Raw genomic sequence first — 12626 nt, forward strand, 5'->3', positions numbered from 1 at the left:
TTCAGCTTCCCTTTGCGAGGCTGTACGCATGCGACTCTTGATCGTCGAGGACGAAAAGCGACTTGCCCTGTCCCTCGCCAAGGGCCTCACCGCCGAGGGCTACGCCGTCGACGTCGTCCATGACGGCCGGGAGGGTCTGCACCGGGCCACCGAGGGGTCGTACGACCTCGTGATCCTCGACATCATGCTGCCCGGCCTCAACGGCTACCGGGTCTGCGCCGCCCTGCGCGCCGCGGGCCACGAGGTGCCGATCCTGATGCTCACCGCGAAGGACGGCGAGTACGACGAGGCCGAGGGCCTGGACACCGGCGCCGACGACTACCTGACCAAGCCCTTCTCCTACGTCGTCCTCGTGGCCCGCATCAAGGCCCTGCTGCGGCGGCACGGACAGGGTGCCGGGGCCTCGCCGGTGCTCGAACTCGGCGGCCTCCGGATCGACACCGCCGCCCGCAGGGTCTTCCTCGGCGGCGACGAGGTCGCCCTGACCACCAAGGAGTTCTCCGTCCTGGAACAGCTCGCGGTGCGGGCCGGTGAGGTGGTGTCCAAGGCGCAGATCCTGGAGCACGTCTGGGACTTCGCTTACGACGGCGACCCCAACATCGTCGAGGTGTACGTCAGCACGCTGCGCCGGAAACTGGACGCGGAACTCATCCGGACCGTGCGGGGCGCCGGATACCGGCTGGAGACCGGGAGATGAGGCGGCTGTTCGGCTCGGTCCGGGCCCGGGCCACGCTGGCCGCGACCGCCGTGGTGGCCCTGACCCTGGTCGCCGCGGGCGCCGTGGTCCTGCTGTCGCTGCGCAGCAACCTCGCGGGCCAGGCGGACACCGCCGCCGACGGTGCCGCCCGTGCCGTGGCGGCACAGATCGCACAGGGCGTGCCGTACCGGGAGCTGGACCTGGACGAGGACCATCCGGTCCAGGTGGTCGACCGGGACGGGCGGGTGCTCGATGCGAGCGAGGACCTGGAGTCGATCAGCGGTACCGGTGTCCAGGACGTCACCCCGGTCCCGAGCCCCGACGCGGGCCAGGGCGAGGACAGCGACGGCGGGGACGCCCCCGAGGCCGACGACATCGGCGAGGTCACCTGGCACGGCCAGGGCCGGGCCACCGTGGACGGGGAGAGCGTCGCGTACCGGCTCGCCCGGGTCGAGGTCACCGACCGGAGCGACGAGACGGTCCTCGTGTACGCCGGTGCCTCCCTCCAGGCCCAGCAGGACGCGGTGCACACCGCCGCCACCGTCATGCTGATCGGCCTGCCCGTACTGCTCGGGGTGGTCGCCTGGGTGACCTGGACGGTCACGCGTCGCGCCCTTCGCCCGGTCGAGGCCATCCGCCGGGAGATGTCGGCGGTCACCGCCTCCGAGGACCTCGCGCGCCGCGTCCCGGTGCCGGACACCCACGACGAGGTGGCCCGCCTGGCCCGCACCACCAACGAGACGCTGGCCGCGCTGGAGACCTCGGTGGAGCGCCAGCGCCGTTTCGTCGCGGACGCCTCGCACGAGCTGCGCAGCCCCATCGCCTCGCTGCGGACCCAGTTGGAAGTCGCCGCCGCACATCCGGAGCTGCTGGACCTGGAGGGGGCGGTCGAGGACACGGTGCGGCTGCAGCGCCTCGCCGCGGACCTGTTGCTGCTGGCCCGGCTGGACGCCGGGGAGCGGGCCGGGGACACCCGGTTCGACCTGGCCTCACTGGTCCGCGAGCAGGCGGCGGACAGGCCGCTGGTGACGGTCGAGGCATGGGACGTGCAAGTCGCCGGATCGCGCGGCCAGTTGGGGCGGCTGCTCGCCAACCTGCTGGACAACGCGCAGCGGCACGCCCGCTCCGAGGTGTCCGTGGCCGTACGGCGGGACGGCGACCGTGCGGTCGTCGAGGTCACCGACGACGGGGACGGGGTGCCCGAAGGGGACCGGGAGCGGATCTTCGAGCGGTTCGTGCGGCTGGACGAGGCGCGGGCGCGGGACGACGGGGGTGCCGGGCTCGGTCTCGCCATCGCCCGGGATGTCGCCGTTCGTCATGGCGGCACCCTGACGGTGCGTGGCGCACCGGCAGGCGGAGCCCTGTTCGAACTCCGCCTGCCGGGGGTGTGAGGCTGTTGTGCTCTTGAGGCCGGTCGCGCCCGATACGGCCGGGTGGCCCCAGGGAGCCCCTACGGGCGGCCTCGCTGCCCCCGCAGATGGTCCGCGATGGGCTTCAGGGCCTTGTCGAGTTCCGTCAGGGAATCGACCGGCACGAGGTCGATGAAGTGCCTCCGCACAGACGCCACGTGATGGGGCGCGACCTTCTTCATCGTCTCCATGCCGTGCTCGGTCAGCACCGCGTACAGGCCGCGGCGATCGGACTCGCAGTTCTCACGCCTGACCAGGTCAGCGCTCTCCATGCGGGTGATCTGGTGCGAGAGCCGGCTCTTGGACTGCAGGGTGGCGGCTGCGAGGTCGCTCATCCGCATCCGTACGCCCTCCGACTCGGAGAGATTGACCAGGATCTCGTAGTCGTTCATCGTCAGGCCGAACGGCTGCAGGTCCCGCTCGAGTTGATACGTCAACAGCCTGTTGACCTCCAGGTGGGTGCGCCAGGCGCACTGCTCCGCATCGGTCAGCCAGCGCGTGGCCGTCTCGGTCTCCATGAATGAAGTCTACCTAAAATGTTGAAAGGCGAACTAGTGAGGGTGGTGTGACTGTGCGCAAGCGTTCGATGTCACACTCCGCAGACTACCGCTCACAGCCCGAAGCGACGCTGGAGGTCCCCCAGCTGTCCGGGAAGGCGCGGTGCCCCCGGCTGCTGTGGATGCCCTGTGGGCGCCCCGTATCCGCCGGGTACTCCGGGCTCGTTCGGAACCACCCCCGTGGGCTGCTCGACCATCAGCACCTCCGAGGACTGGAGCAGCACCGTTCCGGCCCCCACGAACTCGAACTGGTGCTCCTCGCCGGAGGCCCCGCCGAGGCCCGTCATCGCACGTAGACCGCCCATCAGACCGGTCATGTACCCGTGGTCGTAGTGGTGGCACGGCGAGGGGCAGTCCGCCCAGCCCACAAGCGCTTGCGGGTCCACCCGGATCGGGGGCTCCATGAACACCACCGGGCCGTTGGAGGCGGCCACGAACTTTCCCGTTCCGATGAGGGTCAGAAAGCCGGGCACGATCGACTGCTTGAGAGCCAGACTTGGCTGAAAAGCGAGCAGATTGCCCGAGCGAATGGTCAGGTTGCCGTTCTCCAGGTCGTACGAGTTCACGTCGAAGGCCCGGTCGGCGAGGAGCATCTTGCCCGAGCCCTCCGCCACGACCCAGTCGCTCGCGTGCAGAGGCGAATGGAAGGACGTACGGATGAGTCCGTCGAAACGGCCGTGTCCGATGCCGTTGAAGTCCATCTGGCCGTAGTACGCGATCATCTTCCCCTTCTGCAGGAACCACTGGCTCCCCTTGAGCTCCACGCAGAAGGTGTAGTTGTTGACGTTGTCGTCCGAGGGCAGCGTCATGGGGTCGTGCACGGTGGGGCCCGCGCCCGGGTACTGGCTCACAGCTTCTCCTCCGAGGCCTGGACGTACACCGCGCCGTGTCCGCTGAGCTCCAACTGGAAGGCCTCGCCGGAACCGCGGCCCACCATGTCGCGCCAGCCGAGCGCCGTCGACAGCTTGTTGCGGACGTCGCCGTGGTGGGCGACGTAGGCCTGCGGGTCGACATGGACCGGGCGCTGCGGGGTGATGGGGACCTCGAAGACACCGCCGTGGGCCATGACCGCCACCGACCCGTGCCCCTTGAGCGTGGTCGTGAAGAGTCCCTGGCCGCTGACCTGTCCGCGCACCATGCCCATGACGCCGCCCTGCGAGCCCATGAACATCGTGCCCTGCTGGAGGGTGCCCTCGAAGGCGAGCAGGCGGTCCGCCTCGACGTACAGGGTGTCGCCGGTCATGTTGATGACCTGGACGTGGTGACCGCCGTGCCCGAAGAGGACGGTGCCGCTGCCCTCCACCGTCATCAGCGGGGTGTCCTCGTTGGCCACCCGGCGTCCGAGCATCGACGCGATCCCGCCCTGGCCGCCCTGGATGTTGGGTGTGAAGGACACCTCGCCCCGGTAGGCGAGCATCGCGCCGCGCTGACTGAACAGGCGCTGCCCCGGCATGACCGTGGCCTCGACCATCTTGGAGTTGATCTCACGAAAGGGCATCTCACACATCCCCCGCGATCGTGTTCCGCTCGCTGGGCTGGACGTACACCAGGCCGTCGCCCTCGAAGCGGATCTGGAAGGCCTCACCGCCGCCCTCGCCCATGAACGTGCGGAACGTCACACCGGACTGGAAGGACTGGCTCAGGTTTCCCTGGTGCGCGATGTACGCGCCCGGGTCGACCGTCAGCGGAAACTGTCGGCTCACCCGCAGCACCACCGCGGGGCCGTCGGACATGATCGCGGCCTGGCCGTGCCCCTCGACGGTCGTCGTGAAGAGCCCGTTGCCCTGTGTGGCACCGCGCATGCCGGTGAAACTGGTCCCGGTCCGCAGCCCCGCATCGGTCGCGAGCAGATTGCTCGACTCCACGAACAGTTTGTCCCCCTGGAGACTGACGAGGTTGATTTCCGAGGCCCGGTCCGCGAACCAGCACGTCCCGTGCCCCGACACCTCCATCACTGTCATCTGCTCGCCGGTGATCCGCCGGGTCACCATGCCCCGGATCCCCTCACCACCGCCGCTCAGCTTCTTGAACGCCATCTGTCCGTCGTACGCGACCATCGAACCGTTCTTCGCCTTCACGGCGTCTCCGGTCATGTCGACGGCCAGCACCTTGCTGCCTTGGAGTCGAAACATCGCCACGGAGTGAAGGTAGCTGGCCGAAAGCCCTTGCCGACAGAGTTTGGGGGTGGAGGTCGGGTTGGGAGGTGTCTTGTGCGGGTTGGTGGGGGCGGGCGTTTTTTGCGCAGTTCCCCGCGCCCCTGGTGCCTGCGGCGGCCTGTTTCGGTTCGGTGGGGGCTTGTGCGGCGCGGCGCGGGTGCGTTGTGGGTCGGGGCCGGGGTGGGGGGTGTCCGTCCTCGGTCCGGCGGCTCGGTCCCTTGAACAGTGCTCGGTTTCGGACGCCGGCCGCTGCGGGCGGACACCCCCCACCCCGTCCCCTTCGCGCCGTCGGCGACTGACGGCCCGTCGTGGCTCACGCCCGCCTGTATGGGTTGCCCCTTCTCGCCGTGCGCGGCCAGAGGTGCGTTCGCCGTCCCCGCCCAGGGGCGCGGGGAACTGCGCGGCCAGCCCACGTCGGCCGGCATCCGCCCTGCGACCTCACCCGGCACTTCCATGGGCGTCCGAGGCGTGTCTCAGGTGGTCTTTCCGGGGATGCGGATGACCGCCTTGCCCGAGGTCAGGTCCACCGTTGACCGTGGTGGTGCCCCGTCCTCCTCGTCATCGCGGAGCACCAACGCGCTCTGCCGTTCCTTCAGCTCGTTCTGCTTGCCCGGTGAGAGGGCTGCGTGGAGCTGTTCGAAGCCGGTCGCGGAGATCTGGCCCTGGCGGCCCGCGTTGCGCCAGGGGAGCATCCCGGCCCGGCCGGCGCGCAGGAGCAGCTGGTCGACGAAGGCGAGGAGTGTGAGAAGCACCACCAGGCCCGGCAGGGTCATGAAGAAAACGAACTGCACAGGCGCTCCCCGGGGCTTTGGACCGTTGACCCCACAGCCTCGGCCCGCCGAACCGTTTGCCACAATGGGCACACGCTTGTGCGTTCGTTCACAAACCGACAGACCGTCGCCGACGTACTTCTCACCGAAGGTGCACCGTGGACCTCAAGACAGCCTCCGCCATCCGCCGCCTCCGCCTCATCTCCGTGCCGGAGGGTGTGTCCTGGATCATTCTGGCGACCTGCACCGTCATCAAGTACACGGTCGCCTCCGGCTTCGACGTCGCCCCCGTGCTCGGCCCGATTCACGGGGTGCTGTTCGTCATCTACGTGATCTTCTGGGCGGACGCCTGGAACCGCACCAAGTGGGCCAAGGGCAAGGCGGCGCTCTACTTCGCGTACTCGGTCATCCCGGGCGGCGGCTTCATCATCGAGCGCGCGCTGCGCCGCGAGGCCGAGGACGCCGTGATCGCCTCCCGCGCCCGCAACGAAGGGGTCGTGAACGCATGATCGTCGCCTTCTCCGTGACCCCGCTGGGGGTCGGCGAGGACGTGGGGGAGTACGTCGCCGATGCGGTGCGTGTCGTCCGTGAGTCGGGGCTGCCCAACCGCACCGACGCCATGTTCACCTCGATCGAGGGCGAGTGGGACGAGGTGATGGACGTCGTGAAGCGGGCCGTGGCCGCCGTGGAGGCGCGGGCACCGCGTGTCTCGCTGGTCCTCAAGGCGGACATTCGCCCGGGCGTCACGGACGGTCTGACCTCAAAGGTGGAGACGGTGGAGCGGCACCTCGCGGACTGAGGCGAGTCTCCCCGCGCCACACGAACCCCGGCCCGCGCGGGCCGGGGTTTTCTCGTGCCTGCTTCTTGAGCGATCGCTCAAAAACGTGTAGCTTCCTGCCCAGAGAGTTTGAGCAGTCGCTCAAATGCCGGGCTCACCTGGGGGAATGGGATCAATGGGGCTCTACATCGAGGCACGCATCCGTGCCGATCTCGACGACCTCTGGACCCGCACACAGGAGCCGTCCCAGCACCAGCGCTGGGACCTCCGCTTCACCCGCATCACCCACCTCCCGCGCGCGGAGGGCGAGCCGCAGCGCTTCCGGTACGCCACGCGCGTGCTGCCCGGCCTCACCGTCGCCGGCACCGGTGTCTCCGCGGGTGAGCGTGAGCGCCCCGACGGCACCCGCACCTCGGCTCTGCGCTTCTCCTCCCCGCACCCGCTCTCGCTTCTCGCCGAGGGCAGCGGCTACTGGCGCTACCTCCCCGACGGTGACGGCGTCGTCTTCCTCACCGGCTACGACTACCGCCCCCGCTGGGGCCGCGTCGGCGCCCTCGCCGACCGGCTCCTCTTCCGCCCCCTCATCGGCTGGGCGACCGCCTGGTCCTTCGACCGTCTGCGGCTGTGGCTGGAGCGCGGCATCACCCCGGAACGGGCCTTGCGCAACTGGCTCGCCGAACTGCTGGCCCGCGCCCTCGTCGTCGCCGTCGGCTGCAGCGGCCTCGGCCTGGACCGGTTCCTGCGCCTCTTCGGCCCGCTGGCCGCGTCGATGGCGTACGTCTGGCCGCTGCTGCTGGCCGTGCTCATCTCGCTGGCCCTGTTCACATCCCCCCTGCCCGGCACCCCGGCCGCCCGCCGCTGCCTGCGCCAACCGGCCACACGCGTGCGTGCCCCGCGTGTCCTGCGCACCCTGGAGACCCCGCGATGACCTCGATGTTCCGCACGGTGATGGGTGCCGACTTCGACCGCCTGCATCCCCAGCTCCAGCGCCGCTTCTCGGTCGGTCTCGCGAGCGGCGAGGCCTGCACCGGCCGGGGTGTGATGGACCGCGTCTGGCACGGCCGGACCTTCGTGAAGCCGTTCCTGGCGCTTGGGGCCACGCGCAACATCCTGGTGCCGAGACCGGGGCGGAACGTGCCGTTCGTGATCGAGAACGTGCCCTACGTCGACACCTACGGCCGTGAGACGGTGACCTTCGTGCGCACCTTCGACCTGCCCGGCCGCCCCCGACGCTTCGACGCCCAGATGGTGCTGAGCCCCAAGGGTGACCGCATCCTCGACTACCTCGGCACCCACCAGCACCTGGCCAGCGAGCTGCACTTCCACGCCGAGCCCGACGGCTCGCTGCTGATCCGCTCCGGGGAGCACCGGTTCCGGGAGGGCGTGGTGGACCTCCGGGTGCCCGAGCCGGTCGGCGCGACCGCCGAGGTGCGGGAGTCGTACGACGACGAATCCGGCCGCTTCCGCATCCAGGTCCGGGTCGTCAACCGGTACTTCGGCCCGCTCTTCGGCTACGAGGGCTCCTTCGAGGCGACGTACACCGACATCGCCGCCTGCGGAGTGCGCCCCGGTCTCCGGCCGGTCCGCGAGGAGGCGCGCGCATGAGTCCCGAGACCGCGAAGTCCCTGGAGACGAAGACCAAACTCCTGGAAGGCGCCCTGCGGACCCTCACCGAACAGGGCATCGCCAAGACCTCCGCCCGCACGGTCGCGGCGACCGCCGGGGTCAACCAGGCCCTGGTCTTCTACCACTTCGGTTCCGTCGACGAACTCCTCGCGGCGGCCTGCCGCTACGGGGCCGAACGTTCGGTGGCCCGGTACCGGGACCGGTTCGCCGCGGTGAGCTCGCTGTCCGAACTCCTCGTGGTGGGGCGGCGCGTCCACGAGGAGGAGCGGGCCGGCGGACATGTCGCCCTCCTCGGCCAGCTGCTGGCCGGTGCCCAGACCCACGCCACGCTCGGCCCGGCCACCGCGGCGGGTCTGGAGCTGTGGATCGCCGAGATCGAGAAGACCCTCGTCCGGGTCCTCGCGGCCACGCCCTTCGGGGAGTTCGCCGACCCGGCGGGCCTGGCCCGTGCGGTGGCCGCGTCCTTCGTGGGCATCGAGCTGTACGAAGGGGTCGACGCGGCGGGCGCCGGCGCGGCCCTGGACGCGCTGGAGCAACTCGGCGTGCTCGTCGCCGCGTTGGAGGACCTGGGCCCGGTCGCCCAGCGCGCGGTGCGCCTCCACCTCCGCAGGACCGGCCGCCGCTGACCACGACGCCCCGGCGAGGGGACACCACGCCCGCCGCCGACAGTCGGCTGGAGGTCCGCCACGGCGGCCGCCGCTGGGCGGAGGGCGTGGTGCATCTGCTACCTGGCGTCGGCTGATCCGGAGCGACATCCCGAACGACCGCGTCCCGCGCCGGGGCACGGCCACCGGCACCCGCCTGGACGCTCCCGGGTAGCCATGCCCATGAATCTCCACTTCTGTGTGGATATCGAATCCCTTGCGGGGTCGATCACTCCTCACTCAACCGGAGGGCACCGTGCGGCCGGACGGCTACGACTACGACACCTACAGCCGACTCGCCGGGCCGCTCACGGAGCCGGCCGGGTCGGCGTACCGGGTGCAGTACACCTCGCTGCTGTCGAGGGAGCCCCGCCGAATACGTGCCGTCCTGCTGATGTGCCTGGCGCCGCTCCTCACCGCGGCCCTCCTCGTCTACCTCGTGTGGCCCAGCCACTGGGTGGAACGCGAGGGCGGGGCGTCCTGGATGGTCCACCTCGATGTCGTGATGCTCATAGCCATCGGCCTGATCGAGCTGTTCATGGTGGTCAACGTCGCCTCCGTCGCCCACGCCACCCTCGTCGCCAGGGACCCCGTCCCCGTCGTCCCCGAGGCCGGCACCCGCGTCGCCTTCCTCACGACGTACGTCCCCGGCAAGGAACCCCTCGCGATGGTCCGCGCCACCCTCGAAGGTGCCACGAGGATCACCCACACCGGTCCCCTGGACGTCTGGCTCCTCGACGAAGGGGATGACGCACAGGCCAGGGCCCTGTGCGTGGAACTCGGAGTGCGCCACTTCACCCGCCACGGCGTTCCCGAGTGGAACCGTGCGAAGGGCGTCCACAAGGCCCGCACCAAGCACGGCAACTACAACGCCTGGCTCGCGATGCACGGCGACGCCTACGAGTTCTACGCCTCCGTGGACACGGACCACGTCCCGCTCCCGAACTTCCTGGAGCGGATGATGGGGTACTTCCGCGACCCGGACGTCGCCTTCGTCGTGGGACCGCAGGTGTACGGCAACTACCACAACCCCGTCACCAAGGCCGCCGAGTCCCAGCAGTTCCTCTTCCACGCGCTGATCCAGCGGGCCGGAAACCGGTACCGCTCACCCATGTTCGTCGGCACCAACAACGTCGTACGCATCGCCGCCGTCAAGCAGATCGGCGGCCTGTACGACTCCATCACCGAGGACATGGCCACCGGCTTCGAACTCCACCGGCACCGCAACCCGCGAACGGGCACCCGCTGGCGGTCCGTCTACACCCCGGACGTGCTGGCCGTGGGCGAGGGCCCGGCCTCCTGGACCGACTTCTTCACCCAGCAGCTGCGCTGGTCGAGAGGGACGTACGAGACGCTTCTCAAGCAGTACTGGAAGGCGCCCTTCACCATGCCTCCCGGCCGCCTGTTCTCCTACACCCTGATGCTCGTCTACTACCCGATGACCGCCGTCAACTGGTTCCTCGGCATCCTCAGCTGCTTCCTGTTCCTCTGGTTCGGCGCCTCCGGCACCCAGGTCGCCGCCTCCGTCTGGCTGATGCTCTACAGCGACGCGGCCGCCCTCCAGATCGGGCTCTACCTGTGGAACCGGCGCCACAACGTCTCCCCGCACGAGCCGGAGGGCTCCAGCGGCCTCGCGGGCATGGCGATGTCGGCCCTGTCCGCGCCGATCTACCTCAAGTCCCTCGGCGAGGCACTCATCAGGAAGCCCAGCCGTTTCGTGGTGACGCCCAAGGGCGGTGACAGCAGCCCCGACCGACTGTGGACCTTCCGGATCCACCTGTTCTGGGCGGTTCTCCTCGCGACCTCCCTGGCCGCGTCGGTCGTCCTCGGCCACACACACGCGGCCATGCGCACCTGGGCGGCCCTCGCCATGGTGATCGCGCTCGCGCCGGTCGCGGTGTGGGTCTCGACGCTGCTGAAGGAGCGCCGGGAGCGGCAGGCGCTCACCACGGCGCCGAGAGTCGTCGACGAACCCGCCCTCGCCACCTCCTCTTCCGTCTCCGGCACCACGACAGGGGGCAACTAGGCCATGGCCTACCAGCCGTCGCAGAAGACCAAGAAGACCGTCCTCGGTATCGGCGGCATCGCGCTCCTCGCCGGACTCAACGCCCCCGCCGCGCTCGACCTCGCGGGCGAGAAGTACCACGCGTACCGGATCTCACGGCCCGAGTACCAGGCGAAGTACGGCAGTTGGAGCCGGATCGACATCCCCGAGAAGTACCGCACCAACGCCATCCACGCGGCCCTTCTCCACACCGGCAAGGTGCTGATCGTCGCCGGGTCGGGCAACGAGGTGAAGAAGTTCGACGAGGGGTCCTTCGACACGATCCTGTGGGACCCGAAGGCGAACACCTTCAAGAAGATCCCCACCCCCGACGACTTCTTCTGCTCCGGACACGCCCAACTCCCCGACGGCCGCCTCCTCGTGGCCGGCGGCACCGCCCGCTACGAGCTCCTCGACGGCGAGACCCAGCGGGCCGGCGGCGGTATGCGGGTCAAGAACGAGAACCCCGACAAGGCGATGTTCCTGAAGAAGGGCACCCGCTTCCGCTCGCCCGCCGGAGTCGAGTACGTCAGCCGGTTCGACGTCACCGTCCCCAAGGCCAAACGCGCCCAGAAGGTGACCTACAACCGGGCCGGGGTGATGCAGCCCTGGCAGACCCAGGTGACCGCGAGCGAGGTCCGGGTCTTCGTCGAGGCCGCCGAGAAGGGGCCGATGTCGGTCACCGAGACGCAGGCGCAGTACGAGGTCGTCGGCCTCAAGGGCAAGGACAACGACAACACGTACGGGCTCAGCGAGAAGATCACCATGGACAAGCAGGACTTCCAGGGGATCCGCGCCGCCTACGAGTTCGACCCGACGGCCGAGCGGTACGTCCCGGTCGCCCCGATGGACAAGGCCCGCTGGTACCCGACCCTGGTCGGCCTCGACGACGGCCGTGTCCTCGCCGTGTCCGGCCTCGACGACGTCGGCGTGATCGACCCCGGCGACAACGAGATCTACGACCCGAAGACCAAGAAGTGGACCCGCGGCCCCAAGCGCTACTTCCCGACCTACCCCGCGCTCTTCCTCACCAAGGGCGGCAAGCTCTTCTACCCGGCGTCCAACGCCGGTTACGGCCCCGCCGACAGGGGCCGCGAGCCCGGCCTGTGGGACCTGAAGACCAACACCTTCAAGAAGGTGACCGGCCTGCGCGACCCCGACGAGACCGAGACCTCCGCCTCACTGCTCCTGCCGCCCGCGCAGGACCAGAAGGTGATGATCCTGGGCGGCGGAGGCGTCGGCGAGTCCAGGAGGTCGACGCCCCGCACGGCCGTCGTCGACCTGAAGAAGGACAACCCCGTCTTCGAGGAAGGCCCCAGCCTCCCGCAGGGCACGCGCTACCTGAACAGCGTGATCATGCCGGACGACACCGTCTTCACCTCGAACGGCTCCGAGGACTACCGCGGCCGCAGCGCCAGCAACATCCTCAAGGCCCAGTTCTACGACCCCAAGGGCAACGTCTTCCGGGAGGCCGCGGCCCCGACCGTCGGCCGCAACTACCACTCCGAGGGGCTGTTGCTGCCAGACGGAAGGGTCGCCACCTTCGGCTCCGACCCGCTCTTCGACGACCAGCAGAACACCAAGCTCGGCCACTTCGAGCAGCGCATGGAGATCTTCACCCCGCCCGCGCTGCACCGCAACGCCACCATCAGGCCCGCACTGGAGGACGGCCCGCGGCTGCTCGATCCGCACCGCCGGGCCACCTACCGGACCGGTCACCCCGAGCGGATCGTCAAGGCCCGGCTGATGCGGCCCAGCGCGGTCACGCACACCACCGACGTCGAGCAGCGGTCCATCGAGCTCGGCCTGACCAAGGGCGCCGACTCGGTGACGGTCGAGGTGCCGAAGGACCGCGCCCTCGTACCGCCGGGCTGGTACATGCTGTTCGTGACGGACGCGGACGGAACGCCGTCCGAGGCGAAGTGGCTCCAGGTCAAGTGATGGA

The 12626-nt window shown here is 69.7% G+C and carries 14 protein-coding genes; 9 read left to right on the forward strand and 5 right to left on the reverse strand.

The window, feature by feature from the left end:
* The first annotated feature begins 28 nt into the window (after window positions 1-28).
* On the forward strand, window positions 29-697 hold the full coding sequence (locus OHT57_RS34155; protein ID WP_328750587.1) for a response regulator transcription factor: 669 nt from the start codon (window positions 29-31) through the stop codon (window positions 695-697).
* Entirely contained in the window at window positions 694-2088 is a 1395-nt protein-coding gene (locus OHT57_RS34160; protein WP_328750588.1) for a sensor histidine kinase, read from the forward strand. The genes OHT57_RS34155 and OHT57_RS34160 overlap by 4 nt, the downstream gene beginning before the upstream one ends.
* A gap of 59 nt (window positions 2089-2147) precedes the next feature.
* Here the strand turns inward: OHT57_RS34160 and OHT57_RS34165 are convergent, their stop codons facing one another.
* From OHT57_RS34165 to OHT57_RS34185, 5 genes are all read right to left on the reverse strand, one after another.
* Complete coding sequence (locus OHT57_RS34165) at window positions 2148-2624, reverse strand: MarR family winged helix-turn-helix transcriptional regulator (protein WP_328750589.1); 477 nt, start codon at window positions 2622-2624, stop codon at window positions 2148-2150.
* Window positions 2625-2716: 92 nt separating this feature from the next.
* Window positions 2717-3514, reverse strand: a complete 798-nt coding sequence (locus OHT57_RS34170; protein WP_328750590.1) for an AIM24 family protein — start codon at window positions 3512-3514, stop codon at window positions 2717-2719.
* Window positions 3511-4161 carry an AIM24 family protein gene (locus OHT57_RS34175; RefSeq protein WP_328750591.1) on the reverse strand — a complete coding sequence of 217 codons (651 nt, stop codon included), beginning with the start codon at window positions 4159-4161 and terminating at the stop codon, window positions 3511-3513. Before OHT57_RS34175 ends, OHT57_RS34170 begins: the two co-directional genes overlap by 4 nt.
* A gap of 1 nt (window position 4162) precedes the next feature.
* Window positions 4163-4795, reverse strand: a complete 633-nt coding sequence (locus tag OHT57_RS34180; RefSeq protein ID WP_328753405.1) for an AIM24 family protein — start codon at window positions 4793-4795, stop codon at window positions 4163-4165.
* 497 nt (window positions 4796-5292) lie between these two features.
* On the reverse strand, window positions 5293-5610 hold the full coding sequence (locus OHT57_RS34185) for a DUF6191 domain-containing protein (protein WP_328750592.1): 318 nt from the start codon (window positions 5608-5610) through the stop codon (window positions 5293-5295).
* A 137-nt stretch (window positions 5611-5747) separates the two neighbouring features.
* Here OHT57_RS34185 and OHT57_RS34190 point away from each other — a divergent pair, with 137 nt between their 5' ends.
* From OHT57_RS34190 to OHT57_RS34220, 7 genes are all read left to right on the forward strand, one after another.
* On the forward strand, window positions 5748-6098 hold the full coding sequence (locus tag OHT57_RS34190; protein ID WP_328750593.1) for a DUF3817 domain-containing protein: 351 nt from the start codon (window positions 5748-5750) through the stop codon (window positions 6096-6098).
* The gene (locus OHT57_RS34195) at window positions 6095-6388 is read left to right on the forward strand and encodes an MTH1187 family thiamine-binding protein (RefSeq protein ID WP_328750594.1); all 294 of its coding nucleotides are present in this window, start codon (window positions 6095-6097) and stop codon (window positions 6386-6388) included. Before OHT57_RS34190 ends, OHT57_RS34195 begins: the two co-directional genes overlap by 4 nt.
* Before the next feature lie 154 nt (window positions 6389-6542).
* The gene (locus OHT57_RS34200) at window positions 6543-7295 is read left to right on the forward strand and encodes a hypothetical protein (protein ID WP_328750596.1); all 753 of its coding nucleotides are present in this window, start codon (window positions 6543-6545) and stop codon (window positions 7293-7295) included.
* Window positions 7292-7972 (forward strand): DUF4166 domain-containing protein, encoded by a 681-nt coding sequence (locus OHT57_RS34205; protein ID WP_328750597.1) that lies wholly within the window; start codon window positions 7292-7294, stop codon window positions 7970-7972. Before OHT57_RS34200 ends, OHT57_RS34205 begins: the two co-directional genes overlap by 4 nt.
* Window positions 7969-8619, forward strand: coding sequence for a TetR/AcrR family transcriptional regulator (locus OHT57_RS34210; RefSeq protein WP_328750598.1), 651 nt, complete (start codon window positions 7969-7971; stop codon window positions 8617-8619). Before OHT57_RS34205 ends, OHT57_RS34210 begins: the two co-directional genes overlap by 4 nt.
* A 274-nt stretch (window positions 8620-8893) precedes the next feature.
* A complete protein-coding gene (locus tag OHT57_RS34215; protein ID WP_328750599.1) occupies window positions 8894-10663 on the forward strand; it encodes a glycosyltransferase family 2 protein in 1770 nt (589 codons plus the stop codon).
* A 3-nt stretch (window positions 10664-10666) separates the two neighbouring features.
* Window positions 10667-12622, forward strand: a complete 1956-nt coding sequence (locus OHT57_RS34220; protein WP_328750600.1) for a kelch motif-containing protein — start codon at window positions 10667-10669, stop codon at window positions 12620-12622.
* Window positions 12623-12626: the final 4 nt, after the last annotated feature.

The organism is Streptomyces sp. NBC_00285 (assembly GCF_036174265.1).
In the GTDB taxonomy this organism is placed as follows: domain Bacteria; phylum Actinomycetota; class Actinomycetes; order Streptomycetales; family Streptomycetaceae; genus Streptomyces.

What these genes read in the sequence shown, in the direction of transcription:
- OHT57_RS34155 (WP_328750587.1), top strand. Translation starts at nt 29, where the DNA reads ATGCGACTCTTGATCGTCGAGGACGAAAAGCGACTTGCCCTGTCCCTC.
- OHT57_RS34160 (WP_328750588.1), top strand. Translation starts at nt 694, where the DNA reads ATGAGGCGGCTGTTCGGCTCGGTCCGGGCCCGGGCCACGCTGGCCGCG.
- OHT57_RS34165 (WP_328750589.1), bottom strand. Translation starts at nt 2,624, where the DNA reads ATGGAGACCGAGACGGCCACGCGCTGGCTGACCGATGCGGAGCAGTGC.
- OHT57_RS34175 (WP_328750591.1), bottom strand. Translation starts at nt 4,161, where the DNA reads ATGCCCTTTCGTGAGATCAACTCCAAGATGGTCGAGGCCACGGTCATG.
- OHT57_RS34180 (WP_328753405.1), bottom strand. Translation starts at nt 4,795, where the DNA reads ATGTTTCGACTCCAAGGCAGCAAGGTGCTGGCCGTCGACATGACCGGA.
- OHT57_RS34195 (WP_328750594.1), top strand. Translation starts at nt 6,095, where the DNA reads ATGATCGTCGCCTTCTCCGTGACCCCGCTGGGGGTCGGCGAGGACGTG.
- OHT57_RS34200 (WP_328750596.1), top strand. Translation starts at nt 6,543, where the DNA reads ATGGGGCTCTACATCGAGGCACGCATCCGTGCCGATCTCGACGACCTC.
- OHT57_RS34205 (WP_328750597.1), top strand. Translation starts at nt 7,292, where the DNA reads ATGACCTCGATGTTCCGCACGGTGATGGGTGCCGACTTCGACCGCCTG.
- OHT57_RS34210 (WP_328750598.1), top strand. Translation starts at nt 7,969, where the DNA reads ATGAGTCCCGAGACCGCGAAGTCCCTGGAGACGAAGACCAAACTCCTG.
- OHT57_RS34220 (WP_328750600.1), top strand. Translation starts at nt 10,667, where the DNA reads ATGGCCTACCAGCCGTCGCAGAAGACCAAGAAGACCGTCCTCGGTATC.